Below are 25909 nucleotides of genomic sequence, written 5' to 3' on the forward strand. Positions count from 1 at the left end.
AGATGGCCGAGCCAGAAAGCCTGCATGGCATTGAGTTCGTGGTTCATGAGAATCTCCTGGATAAAGGGAGCCTCAGTGTGGTCAGCAAAACTCAACGTGAGAAGATGTGTTTGGTGGAGCGCTTACATACTAGTTATGGAACTCAGGGAGAGAGGATTTACTACGGCGTTCTCTTTTGCGATGAAGAAAATCACTTTTCCGTTAAAGAAAAAGTCAACCTCCTATTGGAAAGAATGGAGGAGGCTGGATTTAGTAGTTCCAGTTTTAGTTCATTTGAAACAATTTTGCCATTGCCTGTTTGATGTTTACAGCGTCCATTTTTTCAATGATGTTTCTTGTGTGGTATTTTACAGTTCTTTCTGAAATATTGAGTATTGTTGCTATTTCTTCATATGTTTTTCCCATTGCCACCCAGTGTAAGCACTCGGTTTCTCTAGGAGTCAATAGTTTGCTTTTTTCTTGTCGAGCCTTAGCGGGGCGGTATTGGTGAGCAAGAAAGCTTAAATAGTGTAACAAATGGCCATGATAGGAGATAACTTCCCTAAAGTCAGTATTGGTTTCCTCGGATGCAAAGTGAATGGACCCAAAAGCGTTTCCGGGCTCATGGATTGGCACAGTGAACCCTTGCTCTATGCCGTAGTTCGAGGATAGCTTGAATATTGATTGTTGTTCATCGTCCCCATATTCTGGCTTATCCCAGAAAAAAGATGAGGATGTCTGGCAGGACTTCTTTATTACAGGGTCCTGTTTGTACAAGGATTTTTTTTGATAAAGTATAACCCACTCCTCAGGGTAATTTCCCATGATGACAGGGGGTGAGATTTCGGTAGGAGAGTAACAGGCGTATACATAGCTAAAGCAGGTCACTCTTAATTTTTCGAGAGCCCAAGAAAGTATGTTAGTGTACTCATCATCGTTCACGCCAAGGTTGTTTTTAACCTCCATTAATATCTGATAGTCGTTTTTAAGAGATTGAGTGAGCTTTGTCGCCATCTTATATCACTTCCTGTTTTTTTGTAGTAAATTAAAATGTTAGGCGAGCATTTTGAAATGATATTCAAGATATTTGCAATTATATCTAGCCTCGTTTTGACGTCACAAGAGCAGTCCCATTTACAACAGCCAACTTTAAAACTAATGCGGCTAATGAGTTAGGTCAACCCTCCTCATTCATGAGGGCGCTGTGAAGGCCCTTGTTCTGGGCACCGCCCCTCTCATTGCGGGCTATGAGTCTTGAGCGGTGGGTGCGTATAAATTTGTTGACGAGAGATACACGTCAAGCGCTAACTTGACCTCGCCCATGTGCGCCTAGTACTGCCGTGCTTGCGGTAGTGTGCAGGGCTTTCTCCAGCGGTCAATTGAACTTGCTGAGGTTGGTGTCCAAAAAGAAGGCATGCATTGGATCGGAAGTCCCGCTACGCTCTGTTTGGCAAAAGCAACGTGACTGCAAAAGCGCTTTATTAGCAATATGGTTTTAGAGTGACTGGGGAGTTTGAAGCCTGCTACGACGGTAAGGTTGTGTCAGCCAACAAGATGGAACAGTCATGCATCAGTTAGCCGCCCAATGGATAGTGGGACTACTCAAGGATAGGAATATCCCGTTCCAAGTCTGCGGAGGGCTCGCCGCAAAGGGCTATGGTGCTGTGCGAGCGCTCAATGATATTGACCTGTTTGTCCCTGGTGAGCATTTTGCGGCGGTAGCGCAGGTGGGGCAGGCGTATATCTCCAAGCCCGCGGCGCACCGCTGCGAGGAGGGCTGGGATTTAACTTATGTCCAGTTCAAGTATGAAGGCATTAAGGTGGAAGTTGGCAACGCCGAAGGCGCGCACATTTTAGATGCCGCCAGCCAGACTTGGGTACCGCTCGATATAGCTTTTGATCGTTATGAAACCGTCGAATTATTGGGCCTGGTGCTTCCCCTGATGTTGAAGGAAGACTTGATTCGCTATAAGTCGATGCTCGCAAGGCCCGTTGATATCGACGATATTCGTGCCATATGTGGGCGCACACATTAACGCCCTAAACTAACCGCCATTCGTGAGAGCCTCATCAATGCACTATCGCCCCATGACCATCGACGACTATGACGCCACCATCGCCCTATGGAGCGAAAGTGAGGGCGTGCGGCTGCGCGAGGCGGATTCCTGGGAGGGCATAGAGAAATACCTGCTACGCAACCCAGGCTTAAGCTTTGTGGCAGAAGTAGATGGACAACTGGTGGGAACGATCATGGCGGGCCACGACGGCAAGCGTGGCTATGTCCAGCACTTATCGGTGGCAGATTCCCATCGCCGCAAAGGCACCGCGGCCCGGCTGGTCAGCCTTTGCCTGGAAGCGCTAAAGCGTGAGGGCATTCTGAAATCACACCTGATGACCCTCCCCGAGAACGAAGCGGCCAAACAATTCTGGGCCAATCAGGGCTGGGCGTGCCGGTCGGATATTCAGCTGTATTCGTTTGTGAAGGGGGATAACCCGAACGTTTAGCCGTTATCACACCCACATGATTCAGATCACTCCCGCGCCTAAAGTGTGATGGGACGAGCATGGGATTCAACGAGCTTTGCTGCTAGGCTAATTTTACTAAAGCTAAAAAGCCGCAGGGAGCAATCTCATGCCACAGGCACCACGCATTTCGCGTCACCCCGTTAGCCAACGCGTGCAGGTGCATGTTGATGGCGAGCTGCTTGCGGAAGTTATAAAGAGTACCCAGGCCCTCGAGCTCCGCGAAACCGGCTACCCGTCACAGCGTTACATTCCACGCGAAGGCGTGCGCATGGATTTGCTTACCCCCTCAGAAACGACCACCCATTGCCCGCTTAAAGGCGACACGGTGTATTTCTCGCTGGGTGAAAACCAAGACATTGCCTGGAGCTACGAGCAGCCGATTGAAGGGATGGAAGCGATAGCGGGTAGAGTAGTGTTTGGTGGGGGAGAGGACGAATGATGTGTTTCGACCCTAAGCGGACGTGCCGGGAAATGCCGCAGGAGCGCGAGTTTTGGCTATACGGCCTAATGGAAATTAATATCCTAAAAAATCATAGGCTTGGGAGAATCTGGCAGGCTGCATTTGCTGGAAAAAAGTGCCAGCACGTTCATTCAATCATAGAATGGGCAGTCTAATACCTGTTAGGTTTGATCCGGGAGGATACATGGAAAAAGAGTACAGAAACCTTGTGTCAGTGAAACCTGTTCTCATGTATCGAGAGGATATATTGGAATTATGTGAATTAATTGAAGCTCAGTCCGGAGAAGAAAAGAAAATAGAAATCGAGTATAAGAATAACGAGGAGAGTATAAATATCACTGATATTGAATCATTAAACTCAATATCGGCCATTCCTCCTACAAACTATATGAGCCTTACTGTTCGCGTATGGAAAGAGACGAATATCGTATCAGGTCTTTCAGTGAGCTTTAACCGTAATAATATTAGCTACCAATTGCATTCAGAGAATGAGACATGGTTCTTAGGGACTGACTCAAAATTAAGAAAATTCTTTAAAGCCAAAAGACCTTGGTATTCGCCAATTCAGAGGTTTTCGCCTTTTATATCTCCTGTCGCTGTAATTACCAGCTTTCAATATGCAACAAGTTTGGTGAAAGGTGATGAGCTCATTGAGGGTGTATTTTGGTTTGCTGTAACACTAGCGCTTGTGATCATAACACTTTTGATGTTTTTTCAAAAATTATTCCCATACGTCTGGATTAGCTTGTCTGGTAAAGAGGATAGGAGATTTTCTTATGAAAAATGGACATTTATTATTTCAGTCTTGGCGCTAGTGGTAGCAATTGTCAGCGGTTTGGTTCTGCCAATGTTTGTAACCTAACAAATCAAACCACGCGGACGTGGCAAAGCTGTCACCTTTTGTGCGTAAAGACGCACAAAAGCCGCCAACTTCACCACGCCGGTGTTTGAGGCGTTAGTTCAAGAAGGAGAATCAGTTGTGTCGCTAATGACTATTTTGCTGTTCGTACCAGCATGCTTTGCTCTGAACATGGCACCTGGGCCAAACAATCTGCTGTCAATGGCCAATGCGAAGCGCTACGGCGTAAGAGTCGCCTGTTATGCTGGGATTGGTCGCCTTATTGCATTCGTGGGGATGATTTCTCTAGCAGCAACAGGGCTTGCAACTGTGCTGTACACATCAGAAAAGCTATTCTTCATCATAAAGATTGTTGGAGGGCTTTATCTGCTTTGGATTGCATTTCAACTGTGGACTGCAGATCCTTCTGACGGTGGTAACGAAGCACTCGGAGGAAGAAGCTTGTTCCAATTGGGGCGGCAAGAGTTTCTTCTAGCAGCCGGAAACCCTAAGGCTATCTTGATTTTTACAGCTTTTCTCCCTCAGTTTGTTGACCCCACTGGTTCTGTAGGATTTCAGTTCCTGGTTCTAGGTGTTCTGTTCTTGATGCTTGAATGGGTAGCGATAGCTGGGTATGCATTCTTTGGGAAAGCATTGCGGCATTGGTTCTCCCGACCTTCCATGCGTCGTGTTTTCAACCGGATTTGCTCGGGGCTCCTTGGCAGTGCTGGTATTGGGCTTTTATTGGCTCGCCGTGAATGAACTAACAAGGCAATTAAATTCGCTCCCTGCGGTCGCCGGACGCTCGTTCCTCGCGCCGTTTATTGCGGGCGTTAGCACCTCAGGCCCGACGGCTGTCGTCCACGTCATCTGCAAGCCAAGCCTTGATCAGTGACTGATAGGGCATATCCCGCTTGTTGGCCTCGATTTTGATCCGATCAAGCAGGGTTTCGGGCAAGCGGAGGGAGATCGTCTTGGTTGACGGCTTCAACTTCGGGAAAGAAGCCGGTTTTGCCTGGCTCCAGTCCAGGTAATCGGAGGAGTCGTGGGTCTCCCAGAACTCTCGCTCTTCTGCTTCAGTTTTGAACTCAGGCATCTTTTTTAGCTTGCTCATAAACAGCCCTCTCTTTACGGTGCATGTCTCGAGCGGAAATCACCCGAACCAGCGTACCGCCCTGCCTTAATGTAAACGTGATGTGGAGCAGCCTCTCATCATCTGTTTCACCAAGAGCGTGAAAACGGGCCTCAGCCTGGCTGTGTTTGGAGTCTTCCAGCAATAGAAGCGGCTCATTAAAGAAAATTTCTTCCGCTTCAGACTGGCTGACGCCATGCTTCTCCGCGTTTTTTCGGGAGTTGCCTTCGTCCCAGTCAAAGCCAATAACTTGTGCCCAATTGATCATAAAAGTATATTATCAGAATATACGCAGGCGTCAACAAGTGCTAACCAATGCAGGCACGGCGACGCCCTTTACATTGCGCCTTCGGCTCCGTTCCAAGGGCGCGCGTGCTGCAGGCGTTAAAGGCCTTACTCCGGTGTTCCTGGGTTTGGTGTTTGGCTCCGGTTTCAGTGGTGGCCTGCAGGCAGAAAACAGCCCTCAGTCCGGCAACGGTTTTGGCCGGTAATCTGGTGTTCAGGTCGTGGGGCAATCCGGCGCAATCACTGGGTATTTTCCGCGCATTCGGTGCTCTGGTTCCTGGCGCCATGGGTCAAGTTGGTACACAGTATCGGGAGTCGGCATTCAGCATTGGGTGCCAGTTCAAAAATCAAGGGTAAACAGGCCCTTAATCGGGTAAGGAGGAGTGTTTAGCTCCCCCTCCCCACAACACCCTGCATGCGGATCCGCACAGGGCGTTTCACTCAGAGTAGTGAAGCTTGATCCATCCATCGCGCAGCGAGACTAGCCCTGATTTCTTCAAGTACGCGTCATTCAGCGCCTGATTGATCCCTGGTGTTTTCGAGCTCCGCCATGGGCCTTTGCTGGTGATTCCGCACCCAACCGCAGACTTGATCGGCACGCCCAGCCTCAATAAATTTCTGACTTTGGTTCGTGGTTTCCGCCACTGTCGCCAATATGCCATTCGTACACGCCTGCGTATCCAGTGATCCAGATCGCAGCACAGCTGATAGCAGTTGGCGATACCAAAGTAGTTGATCCAGCCGCGTATAAACTGACTGGTTTTAAAGAGCTGGTAGCGCATGCTCACGCCCCAGTTTCGGTTGGTGAGTTGCCGTATCCGTTGCTTGAATTTCTGCAACGTTTTCGGGTGCCATTTGATGCGTCCATTCTGGAAGGTGAAGCCCAGGAACTTACTCTCGCGGGTGTTCACCACCTGGCTTTTCTCCGTGTTGATCACAAGCTTTAGTCGACTTTGCAGGTACTGTGTGATGCTGCGCAGCACCCGTTCTCCCGCACGCCGACTATTCACCAGGATGATGAAGTCGTCGGCATAACGGGCGAACTTGTGGCCGCGCCGCTCCAGTTCTTTGTCCAGAGGATCAAGCATGATGTTGGCCAGCAGTGGTGACAATGGGCCACCCTGTGGAACACCTTCTCGGGTCTCGCGGAAGAGTTGGTTATCGATAAGCCCAGCTCGTAGGTACCGCGCAATCAGCTGCTGTAACCGTTTATCGTGGACTCGTCGTCCCACTAACGTCATCAGCAAGTCGTGATCTACCCGATCAAAGAACTGTGACAGATCCACATCAACGGCGATTCGCCGTTTCTGTTTGATAATCTGTTGCACCTGCTTTACCGCTTGTTGCCCATTTCGCCCCGGCCGGAACCCAAAGCTATTCGATGAGAACGACGGGTCGAAGATGGGCGTAAGCACTTGGGCTATAGCTTGTTGTATGACTCGATCAATAACCGTCGGGATGCCAAGCGGACGCTTGCCACCGTCAGGTTTCTCGATCTCAACACGCCTGACGGGTTGCGGGTGGTAGTAACCTTCAAGGAGTGCGGCTTTTACCTTTTCCCATTCCCCCGATTTGACCCACGTCGGGAAATAATCGACGGACATACCGTCAACTCCGGCAGCGCCTTTGTTAGCTCGAACCTGCTTCCAGGCCCGCTGTAAATTCGCAGGCTGAAGCATCTGTTCGAACAGATCGTTGCTAAAGGCTGGCTTCGGGTCAATACGCTGAGTCACGTCATTACCGGTCGGCATTCGTGTATTCAAGTTTGACAAGGCTCCTCCTTTCTCTGAGTGTTCAGGCCTTCACCGTGTCCTGCCCATTACGGCAGGTGTTTGGCTACTATGCCCTTTGCTGACTTCTGCCTAATCACTCGCAGGGTTACCCCTGTGAGCGCTATCGGTTTTCATCGGTTTGCTCTCTCCGGTTGATGAGGCTGGAGAGCCAAGGCACTTGTAGACCAGAGCCTTACTGGTTGCTTACCGATCGCGGGTTAAGCAGATCTCCCCAGATAAGAGCATGAACTGTCACTGCGCAACTGCGTCATTTACGGTGGCCGTTAGATCACACGGCTTCGTTGTCTTGTGCCAACTCGCCTCCAGCCTACGCCTCATATGACGTTCTTGTTCATCAGCTCGCAGTTTTGCGTCCGGCTTCCTCCAGACCGGTCCTCGCGGAGCGGCCCTTGCCATTCGCTAGTGGTTAGCGTTCAATCGGGTAAAGCAGAATTGAACGGTGATCTTCCCACAGGGGACTTTCACCCCATTAGCTCATGCCCATGCTGGGCGTACACAAGCCGCTCAATGGTGACGCCGCAGGCGGCGCACATTAGCGGAGCGTTATGTTTTAAGGAGGCAACTTGAGTAAAGTCGTTGGACGGTGGCGCATTAAATGGATGGAGATGTGGGATCAAGACTTTGTGGATCTTGTCGAGCCTGGATACTTCCAGTTCGATAAAGATGGTCTTGGTTTTTTTGTATTCGGTGCAGTCGAGGGGCAAATTGATTACCGCGTTTCTGATGATGGAGAACGAGTCGAGTTTTCTTGGTCTGGAAATGATGATGGCAGCGAGAAATCCGGGCGTGGTTGGTTTCAGGTCCACTCTTCACGCTTAGCAAAAGGGGAATTTTTCATTCATTGTGGAGATGAGTCGGCAGTGGAGATCGAGCATCAAACATAACCATGCCAGTCACGGCGACGTCTTTTCCATTGCGGCTTCGCCTCTATTCCAAACTGGCGCGTGAGCCGGGCGTCAAATCAGTAGTGGTACCGGAGCTGGGCAAGGAGCAAAGCGTTATCCGTGACTTTGTAGATCATGCGATGCTCGTCGTTAATCCGGCGGGACCAGTAACCAGCGAGACTGTGCTTGAGGGGTTCCGGCTTACCGATGCCGTCGAAAGGTTCGCGTTTGGTTTCTTTAATCAACTTGTTTATTCGGTTGAGAACCTTTTTGTCGGTTTTCTGCCAGTACAGATAGTCTTCCCAAGCGTTCTCGGAGAAGATGAGCTTCATTCAAGAAGTTCCTTTTCTTGACCGCCGCCTTGCTCCAACTCGGTAACAGATTCCAGCAAACGGCGGGCGTTTTTCGGTGCGCGCAGCAGATATGCAGTCTCTTGCAGCGCCTCATAATCGTCAAGAGAGATCATTACCACGGATTGCGACTTGCTCCGCGTGATGATCACCGGAGAATGGTCTTCACAGACCTGTTCCATAGTTTTTGCTAGATTGGTTCTAGCGGCTGTGTAGCTGATGGCATCCATAATGGGGTTCCTGTACGAAGTGTTGAGCATGTACAGAATAACGTACGTAAAAATATTTAACAATCGGCTGCACGGCGACCGATTCTCCGCTGCCCCAAACCGGCGCGTGAGCCAGGGCGATATTGATGGACTGCCTATTGAGGTCTTCGGCCATCAGGGCGGCAGTGCCTACAATGGCTACGCTGGCTCGCGGATTTACTCGCCCTTGATCGCCGAGATCGCCGCTTGCTGCGCAAAGGCAATGCTGGCCCGGCGGAAAACGCGGATACCTGGATCCCCCACCTCGTTCAGCGCCTGATGGAAGGCACGAACCGGAACGTGGATCCGTTCCATGTACGCTTGGATGCAGGCTTTACCGATGGGGAAACGCTACGCACGCTCGACGCAAAGGATATCGCTTACCACCTCGGGCGGCTGAAGAACAACAACGCCCTGCAGACGCTCGCGGCCCCCTATCTGACTGACATTGGCGGTTTCAACGGCGCAAGCCATCCACCATGCAGCCGTAAAGCGCTCAATAATGGCGCTACCACCGCCGCGATAAATGAGGCGGGCTGATGATCCTCCCCGAGAACGAAACGGCCAAACAATTCTGGGCCAATCAGGGCTGGGCGTGCCGTTCGGATATTCAGCTGTATGCGTTTATCAATAGTGATGATCAGAACGTTTAGCGCTGGCCTTGGCAACAGAGTTATTGGTAAATTCAATTGTTAATCTCATTCACGACTCAGTGAGCTGTGGCTCATCCAACACCACCGCATCAAGCAACGTGTCAGCGAAGCTTGCCAGGGCGGGGGTCCAGGTTTCTGGTTCCGGGGCGGCAAAATAGGTATCGATATGAGCGATGGCTTTGGGCAGTTCTAGGGTGTGAATCCCGAACCGGTGTTGGTGGGCGTCGACTGTCCCGCGGGGCAGCACCGTGTAACCCATTCCAGCCGCGACGCAGCCAAGCATTGCGTCCAGTGAACCAAATTCAAAGATCCGCCCAGCATTAACGCCATGGGAGGCCAGCAATAGCTCGATGCGTTGGCGGTAGCTGCACCCTTGACGAAACGCCAAGAAAGCCGACGTCAGCAGCTCCTGAGAAGAGGGCATCGTCGACATTGGCGTTGAACCCACCAGCACAAGCTGCTCGCTGAAAGCCTTGAGCAAGTGATAGCGGCTATGCTCAAGCCGCCCGGCCACAAAGACACAGTCCACCTGCCCGTCCAGCAACAACTCGACCAGTTCGGCCGTTGGTCCGGTTTTGATCTGGATATCAACGTCAGGCTGCGCGGCATGGTAGGCCGCCAGTATCGGCGGCAGGCGCACGGCGGTCGTGGTTTCCATAGCGCCTATACGCAATCGGCCACACGCCTTCTCCTGGCCCTTGAATAGCGATACCGCGTCATCGTGGGCCGTCAATATGCGTTCAGCATACTCCACCAATGCCAAACCAGCGCTCGTAGGGCGCACGCGGCCCGCACGCTGAATCAGCTGCACGCCTAGCTCATCCTCAAGTTTCTTGATGTGGGCCGTCACATTGGATTGCACCGTGTGCAGCTGTTTGGCCGCCGCCACGAAACTGCCCGTTTCGGCCACTGCCATGAATAGCCGCAGTGATTTAAGTTGCATGCTCTATCTCCCCGCCAGGCGATTGCTATGTCAAGCAAGCGTTATCTCTAAACAAGATAGCAGCGATCAATACTAATCGTTTCCAGAAAACCCGTCTGCGCGCGTAGTCTGTCCCTATAGCAGCTAGCTGACCACTTTGCCCAAATGGCGGTATGCAAAGGACACGACATGATCAATAGCAAAGACCTGCCCGCTCTGTGTGTTGGGGTAATGGCAACCTTGGCGGGAATTGGCATTGCGCGCTTTGCCTACACGCCCCTCTTACCGGCGATTATTCAAGAGGGCTGGTTCACCGCCAGCCAAGGCGCCTACCTAGGGGCCGCCAACCTGCTGGGCTACTTTATCGGCGCGCTCTCCGCCCACGCCTTGAGTGAGCGTTTTTCTTCCCGCTTGGTGATCGGCGCAAGTTTCGCCGCTATCGCCCTCAGTTTTATGCTCTGCGCTGGTGCGGGCAGTTTTGCCTGGTTCTTCTTCTGGCGATTAGTCTCCGGCATTGCCGGGGCTATCTTGATGGTGGTTGGCCCTTCGCTGGCGCTGGCGGCCACTCCGCCTGAAAGGCGAGCTAGCGTTGGTGCCATGGTGTTTACCGGGATTGGCCTGGGCGCACTGCTTTCGGCCTTCATCGTGCCTGTGCTTCTTGAGTTAAGCCTGACGGTCACCTGGGGAACGCTGGGGCTTCTATGCATTGCGGCGGGTCTTTTAGGCGATGCTTTTTTACAACGCGTGACGCCATTAGCACTAACTTCAGGTGCTAGCCCATCGGCCAATAGCCAGAAGGGATTTGCGGGTGTAAAGCTAGTGGTGCTATTGGTGATGGGCGCCTATGCCCTGGACGCGGTGGGGTTTGTGCCCCATACCGTGTTCTGGGTGGATTACCTCGTCAGGGAGAACGCCCTGGGTAATCAAGCGGCTTCCCTACAGTGGGGTGTTTTCGGCCTGGGTGCCGTATGTGGGCCGCTGATGGTGGGTGCCTTGGCGCAGCGAGTGGGCTGGCATCGTGGTTTGGCGATCGCCTTTTTGGCGAAAGCTGCCGCTGTCTCGTTGCCGGTATTTTCGCTAGCACTGCTCAGCCAATCTGTTTCCTCCTTCATTGTTGGAGCGATGATCCCCGGCATTGTCGCGTTAACCTCAGGTCGCCTTGCCGAATTAGTCGGCCCTGCCGCGCACAAGAAACGTTGGGGGCAAGCAACCGCCGCCTTCGCTGCCGCCCAGGCAGGGGCGGGCTATACCATGTCAGCGCTTTACGACGCCTGGGGCACCTATTCCCCTCTTTTTGCCATCAGCGGCTTTATGCTCGCGGCAGGCTTTTTGTTGGTGCTGCTTAGCCGTGGTGTACAGCAACGCCACGCGCACCTTTCTACCTAGCAATCTACACACCGATATTCACACCCAGGGAGGCAATAATGGAACTCTACCTGAACGCCACATCACCCTATGCGCGCCTGGCGCGAATCGTTTTAGTGGAAAAAGGCTTAGCGGAAAGCGTCACGTTGAAGTGGTGCGACCCCTGGGCAGACGATGCCGACCTATTAAAGGCCAACCCTGCCGGGCGTATTCCGGCGCTGGTAACGGAGGAGGGCACTACGCTGAGCGAATCACTGCTGATTGCCATTTACCTAGATGGCGTCAGTCCCAGCATGCCGATGATTCCTCAAGACTGTTTGGGCGAGGTGCTGCACCTGGCGGGGCTGGGTCAAAACCTGATGGATGCCGCGTTCAACACCGTGATTGCCAGAAAACATTACGGCAACGAGATTGACGCTAGCGAGCTTGGGCAGCGGCGTTCGCGGGCGATTCAGCGGCTACTGAAACAGTTGGACGGTAAGCTTGGCGAAGAACAACAGACCTCAACTATCAACCTGGGCCACATCGCCACCGCAGTGGCGCTGGATTACCTCGCTTTCAGACTGCCAGAGGTGAGCTGGAAAGAAGACTACCCGCCGCTTCAGGCATGGCACGCTGGCGTTACTGCGCGAGAGAGCTTTCAGCAGACGGCTTTCTGTTAGGAGAAATTATACAGGTGGCCTCAGCTAGCGACGACTCAGGGGGCCCCAGCGTATCCACCCTAGCCAGCATCCTACGATGTTTATGAAAGCGTGCTGAAAATATTTAAAAGGGCACATACCGTCAAAGCAATAAATGAGCTAAATAAGCAAATGGGTCCATGCGCAGAATTTGCGAATAATCTGCAAAAGCAATTGGCCCCATTTCGGAGCCAATCTCTCGAAATTCAGAAGAACTTGAGCCTGAGAAGGTGTTTACAAAATAGAGTATGCTGTACTGACTTAGTTTGAGATATAAAGGCAGAGCAGCAGATGGCGAAACGAGGTCGTCCAAGCAAGATCCAGGAACGAGAACTTGCAGTACTACGTGAAGTTATCAAGGAGAAGCCAGAGTCAAGCCTTGGAGAGCTTCGTGATGAACTTGCTCGCCGGACAGGCGTACATACTCATGAAGATCATCTATCTAAGCAACTGAAAGATAAAGGCTTTAAACGCCTAAGAGAACCGTCGCCCACAGTGGATTCCCCGACCAGAACAGAGGAACCTTCTCCCTATGGGTACACTGACCAACATCTTCATCAAGCCCCAGAGCAGCAGTATCCAAGCTGCTTAAGTGGTGCTGAGTGGGAGCTTGTATCAGACATCTTTGAAACGGAAGGTGGCCGCGGAGTTCCTCCGCGTTACCCAAGGCGCCTACTTGTCGATGCCTGCTGTTACGTGGTCAGAAGTGGCTGCTCGTGGCGGATACTGCCAAAAGAGTTCCCGCCTTAGCAAAATGTGTATCGAACTTTCCGGCGATGGAGCGCAGAGGGAAAATTCGGAAAAATGCATGACTGGTTACGTGCGCAGTGGCGTGAACGAGAAGGGCGCAATGCGGAACCAACTGGAGCAGTATTGGATGCTCAATCAACACGTCACTCTCCTCAGGGAAGCGAGAGCGGGTACGATGCAGGAAAGAAGGTAAAAGGCCGAAAACGACATATCTTGGTTGACACGCTAGGACTTGTTCTAGCGATTAGTGTCACGGCCGCCAGCATCCCGGATCCCCATGGAGCGCACTCAGTCATGGCGAGCACAGTTGCTAAATACCCTTCAATATCAAAGGTTTTTTGCAGATAGTGGTTACGCTGGTCAATGCGCCCAAACCATAAATCAACAACACGGAATTTCCGTCGATATCATTCGACGTCCTCGGAGTGGAAAAGTAGGGAGCTGGTGTCTTCCTGAGCAAGAAGACCTCTTCACCCAACCTACGAATATGCATGGTTTTGTAGTTCAAGCCAAGCGGTGGGTAGTCGAGAGAACCTTTTCTTGGTTAGAAAAGTCTCGGCGGCTGATCATGCACCATGATCGCCTCACTGATGTATCTGAGGCATGGGTTTGGCTCGCATCAGGTAGGCAACTGTTGAAGCGATTAACCAGCAACACTTAAATTTGTAAACACCTTCTCAGCGTAAGGATGCAAATGAGAAGCATTTTAAAAATGCGATTACCCTTTCTCAAAAAGCCTCAGCGGCGATTTATGCTCACGTTGTGGCGGCAAGGTAAAAACTGCCTTGCTGTTTTCGACGGATACGTCGCTGGACGCCATGACATTAGTGGCGTACGACAAGGCACGTTTTCAGATTGAGTTCCTGTTTCGCGATGCGAAGCAGTTTCTGGGGCTGAACGACTGTCAGGCACGCAAGGAAAAGGCGTTACACTTCCATTTCAACGCATCGATGACGGCGTTGAATCTGCTCAAGCTTGAAGACCGACAGCATCAGGCAGGCAATAGACATGTCATCTCCATTGCGCGCTGGAGAACCCGCAAAGCCAACGCGCATCTGCTGGAACGCTTTTCTTCCTACTTGGGTCTGGACTTCAAATCGCATAAAATCCTGGCCCGACTTTGAAGAGATGTGCCACTACGGCGCTATTGCATCATGAAACTGTCCGAATCATTGTAGAAAGTAGTACGCTGTAAAGCAGGGTTGAAATGGCTGTTTTCTTCAGCATGCCGGTCAGAATCTCGCCATCACGAGTATGACGTAACGTTCTGGCGGCATCCGTCAGTGGCTTGGCGACCAGCAGGCAGCTCCAGCTCAACCAGGGGGCGGGGAAAGCTACCAGATAAACCACGGTGAGAAGCAGCGCCAGTCCCAATAATGCCCAGTGGTAGTTAATCGCGTTCTTGCGGCCCAACCGCACTGCCAGGGTAATCTTGCCGTTGCGTGCATCGCTTTCGATATCACGCACGTTATTCACATTGAGCACGGCGGTGGCCAGCAGCCCACACGCCGCGGCGGGTAGTAACGGCAACCAACTGAGTTGCTGCGTATAGAGGTAGTAAGTGCCCAGCACGCCTAGCAGGCCGAAAAATATGAAGACGGAAATATCCCCCAGCCCCCGATATCCATAGGGCGTTCCACCCAACCCAACGGTATAGGTCACGGCAGCCCATAAAGAGGCGGCACCTAGCAGCAGGAAAGTAACAATTTGGCCCCACTGGTTGCCAAAGGCGGTCACCAGTAATGACAGCCCTAACAGCGCTGCTACGATTGCTGTAACAACCATCCCAGTGCGCATTGCCTGTGGCGTTAGCAGGCCTGAAGAGACCGCCCGTACCGGCCCAATGCGTGCCTGATCATCAGCGCCGGAAGCCGCGTCGCCATAGTCATTGGCGAGATTAGAGAGTATCTGTAGCGCAGTCGCGGTCAGCAGGGCGAGCAAAAGTACCGCGCCATTAAAAGCATCCACGCTAGCCGCTAGCCCACTGCCCAATAGTATAGACGCGCACGCCAGCGGGAGCGTTCGGGGGCGAGCGGCTAGCAACCAGGCTTGGTAGTGGCGGCGTTTAGCGGGTGATTCCATTACGTCATTGTTCCTATTAACTATTTCATTTAAAAAGCTGATGTCAGTTTGCCGCATTTAGGCTCGGTAGATCAGTATCCGTGGTTGCCAAGATACTTCGCCGCAAAGAACACAATACTTTCCTGATATTTGACCTGAATCAAGCTCGCGCCGATCAATGCTGGCACGATATCTCAATGCTTCTAAAGTGTTACGACTGAAGGTCGTTGTTGGCCAAGGAGCCTGAGCCATGTTCCCCGAACCTTGCTACTATAGCTATGTTTGATGTTAGCACCTGGGAGCTGTTGGTTGTTTGCCTGATCACATTGATCGTCGTCGGCCCGCATCGTTTACCAAGGGTCATCTACACCCTGGGCCTATGGGCTAGCAAATTGCGGACTAGTTGTCTTGACTTTAATCGACAGATCCAGCGCGCAGCCCTGGCTGAGGAAGTCCAGCAAATTCGCCAGAGCCTGGAGCAGGCAAGAAGCAATACCGAGCTCAGCCTGCTAGATACGGTAGATATCAACAGGGACTACAGGCAGCCGCGGGCTGTTGCAACGTCAGCACTGGGTGATGCCCCTGTCCGCAATGGAGTCGAAATGAATCAGCAACCCTTCAGCAATGGATCAACCTGTCGGACACCAATTCTGACGCGCGTCGCTGCGGGAAGGGCCGCAGTGAACGGGGTTACTTACCAGTCTGACGGGGTTGTGGCGCTGATCAGTGACCGCGCATCGACGCTGCTGACACTCGCCAGTGATTTTACCCAAGGGCGCATCGTTGCCATGGCGCCGGGGCTGGCGGCCAGCCAGACTCCCGAGAGCTGGACGGTGGTCGACGCCGCGCCGCTACGCATCGAGGGCTGGCTGGGCGATTTTCGTATCGAATCGACGATGACAGAAACCAATGCCTCTCACTCGCTGACCGCCGACATCATCATTGATCTCTCGACGCATCCGCTACTCGCACGCTCGGTTCATCCACCGGGCTACCTGCATACCGATGCGTCGGTCATGCCGTCGGATCTCGCCGCTCATGCAAGCGAGCTGGTGGGTACTTTTGAGAAACCCCGCTACTTCGCCTACACAGCGGAAATCTGTGCCCACGAGATCGCCGGGCAGACGGGCTGCACGCGCTGTCTTGATGTCTGTGGCGCTGACGCTATCCGCTCCGAAGGTGCCCTGATTCGTGTCGAACCCCACCTCTGTCAGGGCTGCAGCGCCTGTACGCTGGCCTGCCCAACGGGGGCCCTGAGTGTCGCCCAGCCTCGTCGGCTAGAGCTACTGGAGCGCATGAACAGCGTCATTGATGCGCGCGAACACCCCCCATCAACACTCCACGTCGTGGCAGGAGGTGTCCGTCCCGGTTGCGACGTCAGTGAGTCACTCGGCTTGCATGCCGTCCTGGAGGTTCCGGTGATCGCTGCCTTTGGCGAGGAACTCTGGCTGGCTGCGCTAGCCCGTGGCGTCAATCGCGTGGTGCTGTCGCCCGAAGCCGGGCTGCCCGGTGACACTCGTCAACTGCTGGATAAGCGCCTGGCCGAGATCGCCTGCATCACCGAGGCCATGGGGTTGGGCCAAGACGCTATCAGCAACAGCAGCGATCGGCATCAACATGAACCCGAGCCTGGCATCGCCATGTTCCATAACGTGTTCAACGAGCCTCTTGTCCTCTCTCAGGATTCACGCAAGCGTGAGCTGCTCAATGCCGCCCTGCGCCGTTGGCAGGAAGCCCTGACGCCTGGCGACCGGCAGCCCCTTGAATTGCCGGTCGGATCGCCGATCGGAGGGATTTCAGTCGATCTTCAAGCTTGCGTTATGTGCTCGGTATGCGCTCATTCCTGTCCGACGGCTTCGATTCGCTATGGTGAGAACGAGCATACCGCCCGGCTGGAACTCGCCGAGGCCAACTGTATCCAGTGCGGTCTCTGCGAACGTCTCTGCCCGGAAGATGCCATCACCCTGCAACCTCGACTGGCCAGCGCGGCACAACGCTATCGCTGGCAGCCTCTCAATGAAGTAGCGCTTGCCACCTGCGACGCCTGCGGCAGCTCGCACATGCCCGTGACGCTACTGGACTCGATGATCGCAAAGCTCGCCTCGACGACCGGCGCTGCGGATATCGAACGACAATTTCGCCGCTGTCCCGCCTGTCGGCACGGACAATGACCGTGGGTAGCAGCAGACAAAACAACCCTCACCATCACAAAGAGGTCGATCATGGATACGTCACCCTTCTATGAGATACAGCCCGGCATTATCTGGGACTCGCGGGTTGCCTGGGATCTGTCCCTGGGCGGCCTCGGCGTTGGCGCATTTCTGCTCGCCTTCCTGCTCTGGTGCCTGGCGGATCGTCGCTATCGGCCCCTGGCCCAGACAGCCGCGGTGATCGCTCCGGTAGCGGTGGCCATCGGCCTAACCCTGCTGTTTTCGAAACTCGGCTTTAAGCTCCACGTCTATCAGATGGGGCTTAATTTCGCTCCGACCTCAATCATGTGGTGGGGCGCTTTGCTGCAGGGCGCCTTCGTGGGCTTGAGCGCTATCTTTGCCTTTCGTCTGCTGTTCCCCAACGTCTCCCTGTTCGACTGGCTGAGTGCACGAGTGGTGGGCTGGGTCGCGGTTCCTTTGGCCGTGCTTACCGGCCTCTATCACGGTGTGTTGCTGGCGGTGATCTCCTCGCACCCGCTGTGGGCCACGGGCCAGATGGTCATCGCCTCTGTGCTGCTCTTCATGGTCACTGGGAGCGCCGGTGCTCTGCTGATTCACATGATTCGCACGGCCATTCTGGGAGCCCATCCGGAGGAGGGTTCTCTTAAAGCGTATTGGGTTGGGTTGCGCCCGCTGGTGCTGGTCATGCTGGTGTCAACGGCTCTGTTGCTGGTCACCTTGCTGGCTTGGTGGATAGATCTTCGCTTCGGCCCAACACGCGACCAGGAGGTGATAGCCGCCGTGCTGGCGACCTATGGCAGCCTCATCATCCTGGCTATCACTGCACTGTTCGGAGCCCTGGCCCTGTGCCTCGTCGCCTTGCTGGCGAGCCAACGGGGCCGTTCCTTGCCGGCCTTTGCCACTGCCATCCTGTGCGTGCTGATGCTGGGAGGCGGCTTCGCCATCCGTTACATAGCAGTACTGGGTGGGCAGTTGAGTCCCTCGATCTCGACGCTGGCTACTTTATCCTGAGGAGTTTTTCCCATGACGGATCAGATCCCGACATCCAAACATGATGACGCTTGGCAGATTTCTCGCCGAGGCTTTCTTCAAGGCAGCGCCGGTACGGTTGCCGCTGCAGCAGCAGGGGGCCCTGCACTGAGTTTCTTCTCGCAGGCCAGCGCCCAGGCACAACCCGTAGAAGCTGCAGGCAAATGGATGCCTTCTACCTGCCAGGGCTGCACGAGCTGGTGCCCGGTGCAGGTCAAAGTGGTCGACGGCCGCGCTGTTCACCTGCGTGGCAATCCGCTGGCCAAGGCCAACCACGGCAAGATCTGTCCACGCCCGCACTTGGCGTTGCAACAAGTCTATGACCCCGACCGGGTGCGTCAGCCGCTGAAGCGCACCAATCCCGAAAAGGGGCGCGGCAAGGATCCGGGCTTCGTGGCGATTTCCTGGGATGAAGCGATGGACATGCTCGCCGACAAGATCATGGAACTGCGTGATGCCGGGGAGCCCGAGAAGTTTGCGCTCTTCCGCGGGCGCTATACCTACCTGCGCGATATTCTCTACTCCGCCGTACCGAAGATCATCGGCAGCCCGAATAATATCAGTCACTCGGCCATTTGCGCTGAGGCCGAGAAGTTCGGACCCTACTATGTTGAGGGCCAGTGGGACTACCGGGACTATGACCTGGAACACACTCGTTATGTGCTCTGCTGGGGCGCCGACCCGGTAAGTTCCAACCGGCAGGTGCCGCATGCCATCAATTTCTGGGGCGACATGAGCGACAGTGCCACCGTGGCCGTCGTTGACCCGCGGTTGTCTGCCACCGCCGCGAAAGCCGATGAATGGTTGCCGGTAATCCCCGGGGAGGATGGCGCCCTGGCGGTGGCCATGGCTCACGTCATCCTTGCTGAAGGCGTCTGGAACAAGGCCTTCGTCGGAGATTTCATCGATGGCGAAAACCGCTTCGTGCCGGGGCAGGCCGTCGATGAGCCGCCGCCCTCGGTTGCCGATGAGGTCACAGAGGGAGACATCCAGGCCACCTCGGTACCGATCTTCAACGAGATCCATACCCATGGCGTGGTTCAATGGTGGAATCTTGAGCTCAAGGACCGCACCCCGGAGTGGGCAGCAGAGCGTACTGGCATTCCTGCAGAACAGATTCGGCGCGTGGCGCTGGGGTTCGCCGCCGCCGGTTCGCGAGCCATCAGTTGGCTTTCCCCCGGTGCCTCCATGCAAGCACGTGGCGGCTATTCATCCATGGCCACCCATGCCCTCAACGGCCTGGTGGGTTCCATTGATGCCAAAGGGGGCGTGGTCGCCAAGGTCAAGGATCCTACCGGCGATATACCCGACCTAACGACCTATCAGGACGAGCTGGCTGCAAGCCATAGCAAGTACGACAAGATCGATCAGCGCGGCACGCTGGCCTTCCCATCACTCAACGGCGGCAAGAGCGGGGGCGGTGTGGTAACCAATGCCGCTGCCGACGGTATGCTCGCCAAGAGCCCTAACGAGATTAAGGTGGCCATCGCCTACTGGTCGAATTTCGGCTTCTCCACCTCCGGCTCCTATCGCTGGGAGCAGGCGTTGTCGGAGCTTCCCTTCTTCGTGCACCTCACTACCAATGTCTCGGAAATGTCGATGTTTGCGGACCTAGTGCTGCCCGCGGCCCACCAGTTGTTCGAGAAGTGGGGCTTCGTCAAGAACAAGCAGAATTTGCACAGCTATGTCTCGTTGAATCAGCGGGTGATTGAGCCACTTTGGGACGTCAAGCAAGACGAAACGGAAGTGCCCTTCATGCTAGCGGAGAAACTGGCCGAGCGGGGCTTCGATAACCTTTATCGCTACTACACCGAGGCTTTCGCCGATCCAGAAACCGGCGCGGCGCCGACCAATGGCGAGGAATTCACCGAATCCGCCCTGAAGATGTTGACTCGCGGCTGCTGGGACAGCACCCACCCGGACTATGGCCGGTATGGCGACCGCCTCGAGGGCTGGGAAGACTTCAAGGAGAAGGGGGTATGGAACTCCCATCGCTACGAATATGGTCAGCGTATCGATAAATTCGCCACCCAGACAGGCAAGGTCGAGTTCTATAGCGAAACACTCAAGGCCGCTCTGCAGGGGCATGCCAACCGCCATGACACCACAATAGACAAAGTGCTCGATGCCACCAACTATGTCGGTCGCGGAGAGCTCGCCTTCGTTCCCCACTTCGAACCCGCCCTTCGCCATGGTGATGAGGCCGAATACCCCTTCATCTTCTTCGAACACCGTTCTCGCCTGAACCGCGAAGGGCGTTCGGCCAACTGTACCTGGTACCAGGCGCATAAGAACGTCGACCCGGGTGACGAGAACTGGAGTGACGTACTCAAGATGAACCCGGTCGATGCAGACGCCCTGGGGCTAAACAACGGTGATAGGGTCAAAGTCACCTCGACGATGGGATCGATCACCGTTCAGTTGAAGCGTTGGGAAGGGCTCAGGCCGGGCACGGTGGCTAAATGCTATGGCCAGGGCCACTGGGCCTATGGCCGGGTCGCCGCCGCCAACTTCGCCGAGCATGTGCCGCTTGGCGGCAATAACAACGAAATTCTGTACCCTGAATTCGAGCGCCTCAGCGGCTCGACCGCCCGCCACGGTGGCCAATCACGCGTCAAGGTCGAGCGGGTCTAACCCCTGGCAATGGAGGCTAGTATATGAGTGACAAGCGTTATGCCATGGTGATCGACCTGCATCGCTGCGTTGGCTGTGCGGCTTGCGACATCGCCTGCAAGAGTGAGAACAACGTGCCGGTGGAGTTCCATTGGTCGAATCACATCATCGAGACCACAGGTACCTTCCCGGATACCCGTTACAACTATATCCCGACCCTCTGTAACCACTGTGAAAATGCGCCCTGTGTCACTAACTGCCCGACCACGGCGATGCACAAGAGTGAGGATGGGCTGACCCTGCATGACACCGACAAGTGTATCGGCTGCCGCCTGTGTCAACTGTCCTGTCCCTATGGTGTTATCTGGTTCAACAAGGAAGATCCCCACCAGAACTTTATGCGCGACAGCGAGCCAGCCATACCGGGGGGAACCTCGACCGGCCAGGAGGTCGCCCAGGCGGCTGATGCACCGATTCCTTACTACAACCCGGCAAGGGCCACGACCTATCAGGGTATTCGTGATCGCGGCATGGTCGAAAAGTGCACCTTCTGCGACCACCGTCTTGCAGTGGGTGAGGATCCCGCCTGTGTGGTCGCCTGCCCCGCAGATGCCCGTATCTTTGGTGACCTGAACGACCTGGAGAGCCCGCCCAGCAAGGCACTGGCCAAGTACACCCCACGGGTGCTCCAGCGGGACCAGGGAACCAAGCCGCACGTCTTCTATATCCGCGACTTCAATAAATGACGTCGACACTCTTGTCGTTTCCATCATAACAAGGGGACCACCGATGCCTGGCAATGCCGAATATCGGGCGAACGCCTTCCTGGTGCTCTCCCGTGCCTATGATCTCCCCGCTACCTGGCCCGAGGAGATGGGGCAACTGTTGAGAAAAGGCTTCGTCCCCTGGCAGGAAAACCTGGCCGGGTTGGCCGAGGCTGTTGCCGCCCAGGCTGAATGCCTCGACAGACGACCCCGGATCGCCCAGGCGCATTCGAAGCTGTTTATTGACCCGTTTCAAATACTGACCCCACCTTGGGCGGCCTATTATCTGGATCCGCAGAAGCAACTGCTCGGACGAGTCAGCCAGTACGCTGCCAAGGCCTATGCTGAGGCGGGCCTGGGACGGGGGAAACGGCAAACTGAGCCGCCTGACCACGTTGCTCATGAACTCGAGTTTATGTATTACCTGGCGTTCTACGAGGCCCAAGGCGATGATCCTGTCTGGCGGGTACGCAGTATCCGGTTCTGGAATGAGCACTTGGGACGATGGCTTCCCCGCCTGGCCGACTCCGTTGCTGAGAATGCCCAGGAAGACTACTACGCTCGCCTGGCGGAGCTGACCCTTGCCTTCAGCCGGGTCATCTATGCGGAACTCGATCCCCAGACGCTTAACGATAACATGGCAACGAATTGAGCATGACAAATGTGCAGCCTCTGCCGAAAAAGGTCGACTCACGCTGGCCTAACAGGCGAACTATGCACTCTAATTATGCACTTAACCCTATTGAAGCTCTCAGATATCAGCTTGGTACGCTTTGCGATACCGCTCAAACAGGGTTTATCCGTCTAACTGCCCCCTGTCAGGTGGATAACCTAATGGGGTGGCTAAACGTGCAAAGCGTGTACCCTCGCCTCTACTGGCATGCGCGTGATGCGGGCGCGGTTGAGTATGCAACGCTGGGGGCTGTTAACGCCTTTGATTCACTAGCGGTACTGGATGCTGACATTGCTGCGCTGGCAGGTGTCGGCGGCCAGCAGCCCGACTATTTTGGCGGTATGGCTTTCGACCCGGGCGCGCCAGGGTGGGAGAACTTTCCCGCCTGCCACTTTGTGCTACCGCGCATCGAGCTTAAACGTCATCCCGGCGGCTCAACGCTATCACTTAATCTACGTTTCGATGATCGCTGCCCTAGTACCGAAATCGCCCAGGCCCATGCCTGTTTAGACGCCTTGGTAGAGGAGCAGCCGCTGCCTCGCCTGCAGCCCCTTGTTTACCAGCGTGAAGACCTTCCCAGCCAAAAAGAGTGGGCGGCGTGGGTGGCGCAGGCGACGAACCCTGACTATCTTATGCATACGCCCAAGGTGGTGCTTTCCCGTGAAACATGTCTTGAAACACCAGAAACCCCCAACTCGTGGGCACTGCTGTCACGCTGGCAGGCGGGAGCCGCGGACTGTTTTCATTTTTGTTTTCAGTTTACCCCCTATGAGGCGTTTATTGGCTGCCCGCCGGAGCAGTTATATAAGCGTGAAGGACGGCATTTAACCACCGAGGCCCTGGCGGGCACCACGCGCCGTTGGAGTGGTCAACCAGTTTGTGACACCTCAGTTAAGACGCTTTCTTTAGTTCTACCATTGCTGATTCGTAATCATTGGGGCTAGTGTAATCTAGATATGAGTGTAGCCGCCGACTGTTATAGAACATCGCAATATAGTCCAAGGTGTCTCGTTGCGCCTCGGCGCGGGTTTGGTAATGTTTCCATTGGACTCGCTCTTTTTTAAGACTGGCAAAAAAGCTTTCCGCCACTGCGTTGTCCCAGCAATGGAGGTGTGCACCGTTAGCGATTTGTTGCTAATGACCAACCGTGTTGCGCAGTACAGCACGAACCAAGATGAGCCTCCGTTCAAGGTGGAGGTGATTAGCGTACGAGGGCGGCGGATTAAAGCGGCCGGATGCATTGAGTTAGATACGACTCTCGCGACGTGCAAGATCGATCTTCTTATTGTACCGGGAATTGATTTTGCGCAACTTGAGGTAGGGCGGGACGATCTCAACGCATTCGGTCAGGAGATCCGCTTTATCTGGAGGTGCTTTTCAAGCGGAGTGTCGGTTGCTTCTATCTGCGCGGGGGCCTTCCTGCTTGCAGAAGCAGGCCTGCTGGACGGTCGGCGTGCAACGACGGCGTGGCTATTTGCGCCCCAACTGGCGCGCCTCTATCCCACCGTCCAGGTAGAGCCTGATGCCCTGTTGGTAGAAGACGGGGGAGTGACCACGGCTGGCGCATTTAGTGCCGCGGCCGATCTGGCGCTGCACCTGGTTCGCATACACGCTAGCCCAAATTTGGCCCAGCAGGTGAGTGGGTTAGCTTTGATACCGCCATCACGTAAAAGCCAAGCGCCGTACATCGAACCACAGCTGTTGCGAAGCAATGAAGAACGGTTTTCCGCCCAGGTTGAGCGTTGGCTGCTTCAGCGATATACCGAACCCTACGATCTACAGCGCTTGGCGGACGCCTTCCATGTCAGTAAGCGCACACTGCTACGCCGCTTCCGCCATGAGAGTGGCACCACACCGCTACTCTGCTTGCAGCGTCACCGAGTACATATGGCAAAGAGCTTACTGCGGTCGACATCCTTGATGGTGGCGCAGATTACCGAGCGCGTTGGCTATCGGGATGTGGCAACCTTCTGCGCTCTTTTCAACCGCTTGGTGCAGCTATCACCGAGAGAATATCGTCGACAGTTTTCTCCAGTACGCATCAACACTCTTCGCTAACGACGGGTGACTTCATCCCCGAGGAAAGCGCGAGAAAGTCCGCTAGCTGTTTGGTGGCACGCTTTTGTGATGCCTGAACCATCACGAGTTCCACCATCGGCAGTGACGGAAACCCTTCTTTGTTGCCAAGAATAATGTGGTCTTCAGCGAGCGCACTGGCGGGAAGTACACCAATGCCGAGACCTGCCGAAACAGCAGCACGAATATTTTCATAGGAGGCGCTGGTATAAGCGCTTACCCGACCGATGGCTATGCCGATTTGTCGGCAGCGCAGCAATGGGTGGTCGGTTTCGTGCAGTGGTACAACCACGAGCATCGCCATAGTGCGATCCGCTTCGTAACGCTGGCGGAGCGGCACGCTGGTCAAGATGAGGCCGTGCTGGCCAGGCGTGATGCGATTTATGCCGAGGCGAAGCGCAAGCATCCGGGACGGTGGAGCGGATCTACACGCAACTGAACGCCTCGCAAGAAGCTTGAAGGCAACCGCTTGCGGAGCACTGCTTCGAATTGGCGACAAACAGGTGGCGGAAAGAATTTTCGACTACAATTAGTTACATAATGTTAATGAGCGCTTTTCAAGGGTGCGCATCATGGGGAACACAATGACAAAACAAAAATTGATTCTGCTATTTGATGGGACCTGGAACGACCCTGAAGACCAAACGAATGTTTTTCGCGTTACGCAGCGTATCCATGATCACGATGATGATATAAAGCAACGGTTCTATTACGACCCCGGCGTGGGTACCTCCAGATTTCAGCGTTTCAGGGGCGGTGCATTCGGTGTCGGGCTGAACAAAAATTTACTGAAAGGCTATGACTGGCTTTGCAGGCGCTATCAAGAAGGCGACGAGATCTGGATATTCGGCTTCAGCCGCGGTGCCTACACGGCCAGAAGCCTGGTGGGGCTGATACGAAAATGTGGGTTAGTGCATGTTGTCACGCCAGGGTTGCTCGAAAAGGCCGAAAGCATTTATCGAGACCAAGATCTGCACCCAGACGATGGCGTTTGCACGGATTTCAAGAAAAGCTTCAGCCGTCAGCCGAGGATTCATTTCATTGGCATCTGGGATACCGTTGGTGCACTGGGCGTGCCCGGAACCAACCTGTTTAAAAGCAAATACGATTGGCACGATACGGAGCTTTCCAGCATTGTCGATCGTGCGTATCAAGCGGTTGCGCTTGACGAGCACAGAGCGACCTACAACGTATCGCTCTGGACCAGCACGGATGGCAAGCCAAAAGCGGGTAACCTGGACGTAGAGCAGCGCTGGTTTATCGGCGCCCACGCCAATGTAGGCGGCGGGTATGGCGCTGACGACACACTGGCCGATATTTCGCTGAACTGGATGTTAGGCAAGGCGGAAAAGGCTGGCCTAAACGTGGATAACTACGACGTTGCCGAGGATGCCTGGAAGACAGCGCCAAGAGACTCCTTCGCCGAGTTTCTGTGGGGTTGGTACGCTAAATACAAACGCTTTAGAGAGACAGAAGACGGCCGGTTCTACCGACAATATTCACAAGGGATGCAGGGAAAACCTGCAGTCAATATTTCAATCGATGACAGTGTCTGGAAGCGCTGGGGCGATACAACGTGTGATTACCGACCACGCACTTTGACCGATGCCCACCTGTCCCCACCGGAGCAATAGGCAGGGCAGGCAACATTCATTGG

General features: G+C 54.5%; 28 protein-coding genes and 5 pseudogenes. 22 read left to right on the forward strand and 11 right to left on the reverse strand.

The window, feature by feature from the left end; translation table 11 throughout:
* The coding region (locus tag M8006_RS15190; RefSeq protein ID WP_250083646.1) for a hypothetical protein at positions 1-302 on the forward strand (302 nt) is incomplete at its 5' end.
* On the opposite strand, the gene M8006_RS15195 is transcribed toward M8006_RS15190, so the two are convergent.
* Positions 265-993 (reverse strand): helix-turn-helix transcriptional regulator, encoded by a 729-nt coding sequence (locus tag M8006_RS15195; RefSeq protein ID WP_250083648.1) that lies wholly within the window; start codon positions 991-993, stop codon positions 265-267. The genes M8006_RS15190 and M8006_RS15195 overlap by 38 nt on opposite strands.
* 551 nt (positions 994-1544) lie before the next feature.
* Between M8006_RS15195 and M8006_RS15200 the strand changes: the two genes are divergently transcribed.
* The 5 genes from M8006_RS15200 (at position 1545) to M8006_RS15220 (ending at position 4565) form a co-directional block, all read left to right on the forward strand.
* Positions 1545-2015: a nucleotidyltransferase gene (locus M8006_RS15200; RefSeq protein WP_250083651.1), complete on the forward strand. Its 471-nt coding sequence runs from the start codon at positions 1545-1547 to the stop codon at positions 2013-2015.
* 37 nt (positions 2016-2052) lie between these two features.
* Positions 2053-2484, forward strand: a complete 432-nt coding sequence (locus M8006_RS15205; RefSeq protein WP_250083652.1) for a GNAT family N-acetyltransferase — start codon at positions 2053-2055, stop codon at positions 2482-2484.
* Positions 2485-2611: 127 nt separating this feature from the next.
* Positions 2612-2944, forward strand: a complete 333-nt coding sequence (locus M8006_RS15210; RefSeq protein WP_250083654.1) for a DUF427 domain-containing protein — start codon at positions 2612-2614, stop codon at positions 2942-2944.
* A gap of 205 nt (positions 2945-3149) precedes the next feature.
* On the forward strand, positions 3150-3827 hold the full coding sequence (locus M8006_RS15215; RefSeq protein WP_250083657.1) for a hypothetical protein: 678 nt from the start codon (positions 3150-3152) through the stop codon (positions 3825-3827).
* Between the two features lie 117 nt (positions 3828-3944).
* Positions 3945-4565 (forward strand): LysE family translocator, encoded by a 621-nt coding sequence (locus tag M8006_RS15220; RefSeq protein ID WP_250083659.1) that lies wholly within the window; start codon positions 3945-3947, stop codon positions 4563-4565.
* Between the two features lie 79 nt (positions 4566-4644).
* Here the strand turns inward: M8006_RS15220 and M8006_RS15225 are convergent, their stop codons facing one another.
* From M8006_RS15225 to ltrA, 3 genes are all read right to left on the reverse strand, one after another.
* Positions 4645-4917, reverse strand: coding sequence for a BrnA antitoxin family protein (locus M8006_RS15225; protein ID WP_250083660.1), 273 nt, complete (start codon positions 4915-4917; stop codon positions 4645-4647).
* Positions 4892-5203, reverse strand: coding sequence for a BrnT family toxin (locus M8006_RS15230; protein WP_250083662.1), 312 nt, complete (start codon positions 5201-5203; stop codon positions 4892-4894). Before M8006_RS15230 ends, M8006_RS15225 begins: the two co-directional genes overlap by 26 nt.
* 454 nt (positions 5204-5657) lie before the next feature.
* Positions 5658-6992 carry a group II intron reverse transcriptase/maturase gene (gene ltrA / locus M8006_RS15235; protein ID WP_250083664.1) on the reverse strand — a complete coding sequence of 445 codons (1335 nt, stop codon included), beginning with the start codon at positions 6990-6992 and terminating at the stop codon, positions 5658-5660.
* 584 nt (positions 6993-7576) lie between these two features.
* On the opposite strand from ltrA, the gene M8006_RS15240 reads away from it, so the two are divergent.
* Complete coding sequence (locus M8006_RS15240; RefSeq protein ID WP_250083666.1) at positions 7577-7897, forward strand: hypothetical protein; 321 nt, start codon at positions 7577-7579, stop codon at positions 7895-7897.
* A gap of 77 nt (positions 7898-7974) precedes the next feature.
* Here the strand turns inward: M8006_RS15240 and M8006_RS15245 are convergent, their stop codons facing one another.
* Together M8006_RS15245 and M8006_RS15250 are read right to left on the reverse strand one after the other, a co-directional pair.
* Positions 7975-8229 carry a Txe/YoeB family addiction module toxin gene (locus M8006_RS15245; RefSeq protein WP_250083667.1) on the reverse strand — a complete coding sequence of 85 codons (255 nt, stop codon included), beginning with the start codon at positions 8227-8229 and terminating at the stop codon, positions 7975-7977.
* A complete protein-coding gene (locus tag M8006_RS15250; RefSeq protein WP_092828781.1) occupies positions 8226-8477 on the reverse strand; it encodes a type II toxin-antitoxin system Phd/YefM family antitoxin in 252 nt (83 codons plus the stop codon). Before M8006_RS15250 ends, M8006_RS15245 begins: the two co-directional genes overlap by 4 nt.
* Before the next feature lie 118 nt (positions 8478-8595).
* On the opposite strand from M8006_RS15250, the pseudogene M8006_RS15255 reads away from it, so the two are divergent.
* A pseudogene (locus tag M8006_RS15255) lies at positions 8596-8936 on the forward strand (transposase); the annotation flags it as partial.
* 261 nt (positions 8937-9197) lie between these two features.
* Here the strand turns inward: M8006_RS15255 and M8006_RS15260 are convergent.
* Positions 9198-10091 (reverse strand): LysR family transcriptional regulator, encoded by an 894-nt coding sequence (locus M8006_RS15260; RefSeq protein ID WP_250083669.1) that lies wholly within the window; start codon positions 10089-10091, stop codon positions 9198-9200.
* A 168-nt stretch (positions 10092-10259) separates the two neighbouring features.
* Between M8006_RS15260 and M8006_RS15265 the strand changes: the two genes are divergently transcribed.
* On the forward strand, positions 10260-11456 hold the full coding sequence (locus tag M8006_RS15265; protein WP_250083671.1) for a YbfB/YjiJ family MFS transporter: 1197 nt from the start codon (positions 10260-10262) through the stop codon (positions 11454-11456).
* Between the two features lie 38 nt (positions 11457-11494).
* Positions 11495-12097 carry a glutathione S-transferase N-terminal domain-containing protein gene (locus tag M8006_RS15270; protein ID WP_250083673.1) on the forward strand — a complete coding sequence of 201 codons (603 nt, stop codon included), beginning with the start codon at positions 11495-11497 and terminating at the stop codon, positions 12095-12097.
* A 121-nt stretch (positions 12098-12218) separates the two neighbouring features.
* Here M8006_RS15270 and M8006_RS15275 read toward each other — a convergent pair whose 3' ends face one another.
* On the reverse strand, positions 12219-12428 hold the full coding sequence (locus tag M8006_RS15275; protein WP_250083722.1) for a hypothetical protein: 210 nt from the start codon (positions 12426-12428) through the stop codon (positions 12219-12221).
* On the opposite strand from M8006_RS15275, the pseudogene M8006_RS15280 reads away from it, so the two are divergent.
* Positions 12407-13526: pseudogene (locus M8006_RS15280) on the forward strand (IS5 family transposase). The gene M8006_RS15275 and the pseudogene M8006_RS15280 sit on opposite strands and share 22 nt — an antisense overlap.
* Before the next feature lie 124 nt (positions 13527-13650).
* The gene (locus M8006_RS15285; RefSeq protein WP_250083675.1) at positions 13651-13989 is read left to right on the forward strand and encodes a transposase; all 339 of its coding nucleotides are present in this window, start codon (positions 13651-13653) and stop codon (positions 13987-13989) included.
* 28 nt (positions 13990-14017) lie between these two features.
* Here M8006_RS15285 and M8006_RS15290 read toward each other — a convergent pair whose 3' ends face one another.
* A complete protein-coding gene (locus tag M8006_RS15290; RefSeq protein WP_250083677.1) occupies positions 14018-14947 on the reverse strand; it encodes a 1,4-dihydroxy-2-naphthoate polyprenyltransferase in 930 nt (309 codons plus the stop codon).
* A 257-nt stretch (positions 14948-15204) separates the two neighbouring features.
* On the opposite strand from M8006_RS15290, the pseudogene M8006_RS18550 reads away from it, so the two are divergent.
* From M8006_RS18550 to M8006_RS15320, 7 genes and pseudogenes are all read left to right on the forward strand, one after another.
* A pseudogene (locus M8006_RS18550) lies at positions 15205-15333 on the forward strand (Sec-independent protein translocase subunit TatA/TatB); the annotation flags it as partial.
* A gap of 195 nt (positions 15334-15528) precedes the next feature.
* Positions 15529-17097, forward strand: a complete 1569-nt coding sequence (locus M8006_RS15295) for a 4Fe-4S binding protein (RefSeq protein WP_250083679.1) — start codon at positions 15529-15531, stop codon at positions 17095-17097.
* Positions 17098-17148: 51 nt separating this feature from the next.
* Entirely contained in the window at positions 17149-18108 is a 960-nt protein-coding gene (gene nrfD / locus M8006_RS15300) for an NrfD/PsrC family molybdoenzyme membrane anchor subunit (RefSeq protein WP_250083681.1), read from the forward strand.
* Positions 18109-18120: 12 nt separating this feature from the next.
* Entirely contained in the window at positions 18121-20760 is a 2640-nt protein-coding gene (locus M8006_RS15305) for a molybdopterin-dependent oxidoreductase (protein WP_250083683.1), read from the forward strand.
* Positions 20761-20783: 23 nt separating this feature from the next.
* Positions 20784-21485, forward strand: a complete 702-nt coding sequence (locus M8006_RS15310; RefSeq protein WP_250083685.1) for a 4Fe-4S dicluster domain-containing protein — start codon at positions 20784-20786, stop codon at positions 21483-21485.
* A gap of 43 nt (positions 21486-21528) precedes the next feature.
* Positions 21529-22155, forward strand: a complete 627-nt coding sequence (locus M8006_RS15315; protein WP_250083687.1) for a TorD/DmsD family molecular chaperone — start codon at positions 21529-21531, stop codon at positions 22153-22155.
* Between the two features lie 182 nt (positions 22156-22337).
* The gene (locus M8006_RS15320; protein WP_250083689.1) at positions 22338-23120 is read left to right on the forward strand and encodes a chorismate-binding protein; all 783 of its coding nucleotides are present in this window, start codon (positions 22338-22340) and stop codon (positions 23118-23120) included.
* Here M8006_RS15320 and M8006_RS15325 read toward each other — a convergent pair.
* Positions 23068-23280: pseudogene (locus M8006_RS15325) on the reverse strand (IS3 family transposase); the annotation flags it as partial. The gene M8006_RS15320 and the pseudogene M8006_RS15325 overlap by 53 nt on opposite strands.
* A gap of 33 nt (positions 23281-23313) precedes the next feature.
* Here M8006_RS15325 and M8006_RS15330 point away from each other — a divergent pair.
* Positions 23314-24234 carry a GlxA family transcriptional regulator gene (locus M8006_RS15330; RefSeq protein WP_250083690.1) on the forward strand — a complete coding sequence of 307 codons (921 nt, stop codon included), beginning with the start codon at positions 23314-23316 and terminating at the stop codon, positions 24232-24234.
* Here M8006_RS15330 and M8006_RS15335 read toward each other — a convergent pair.
* Entirely contained in the window at positions 24218-24556 is a 339-nt protein-coding gene (locus M8006_RS15335) for a LysR substrate-binding domain-containing protein (RefSeq protein ID WP_347709775.1), read from the reverse strand. The genes M8006_RS15330 and M8006_RS15335 overlap by 17 nt on opposite strands.
* On the opposite strand from M8006_RS15335, the pseudogene M8006_RS15340 reads away from it, so the two are divergent.
* Both M8006_RS15340 and M8006_RS15345 read left to right on the forward strand, forming a co-directional pair.
* Positions 24470-24691, forward strand: a pseudogene (locus tag M8006_RS15340) (IS3 family transposase); the annotation flags it as partial. The gene M8006_RS15335 and the pseudogene M8006_RS15340 sit on opposite strands and share 87 nt — an antisense overlap.
* 145 nt (positions 24692-24836) lie before the next feature.
* Positions 24837-25886 (forward strand): T6SS phospholipase effector Tle1-like catalytic domain-containing protein, encoded by a 1050-nt coding sequence (locus tag M8006_RS15345; RefSeq protein WP_250083692.1) that lies wholly within the window; start codon positions 24837-24839, stop codon positions 25884-25886.
* Positions 25887-25909: the final 23 nt, after the last annotated feature.

It is taken from the genome of Halomonas llamarensis (genome assembly GCF_023555005.1).
In the GTDB taxonomy this organism is placed as follows: domain Bacteria; phylum Pseudomonadota; class Gammaproteobacteria; order Pseudomonadales; family Halomonadaceae; genus Vreelandella; species Vreelandella llamarensis.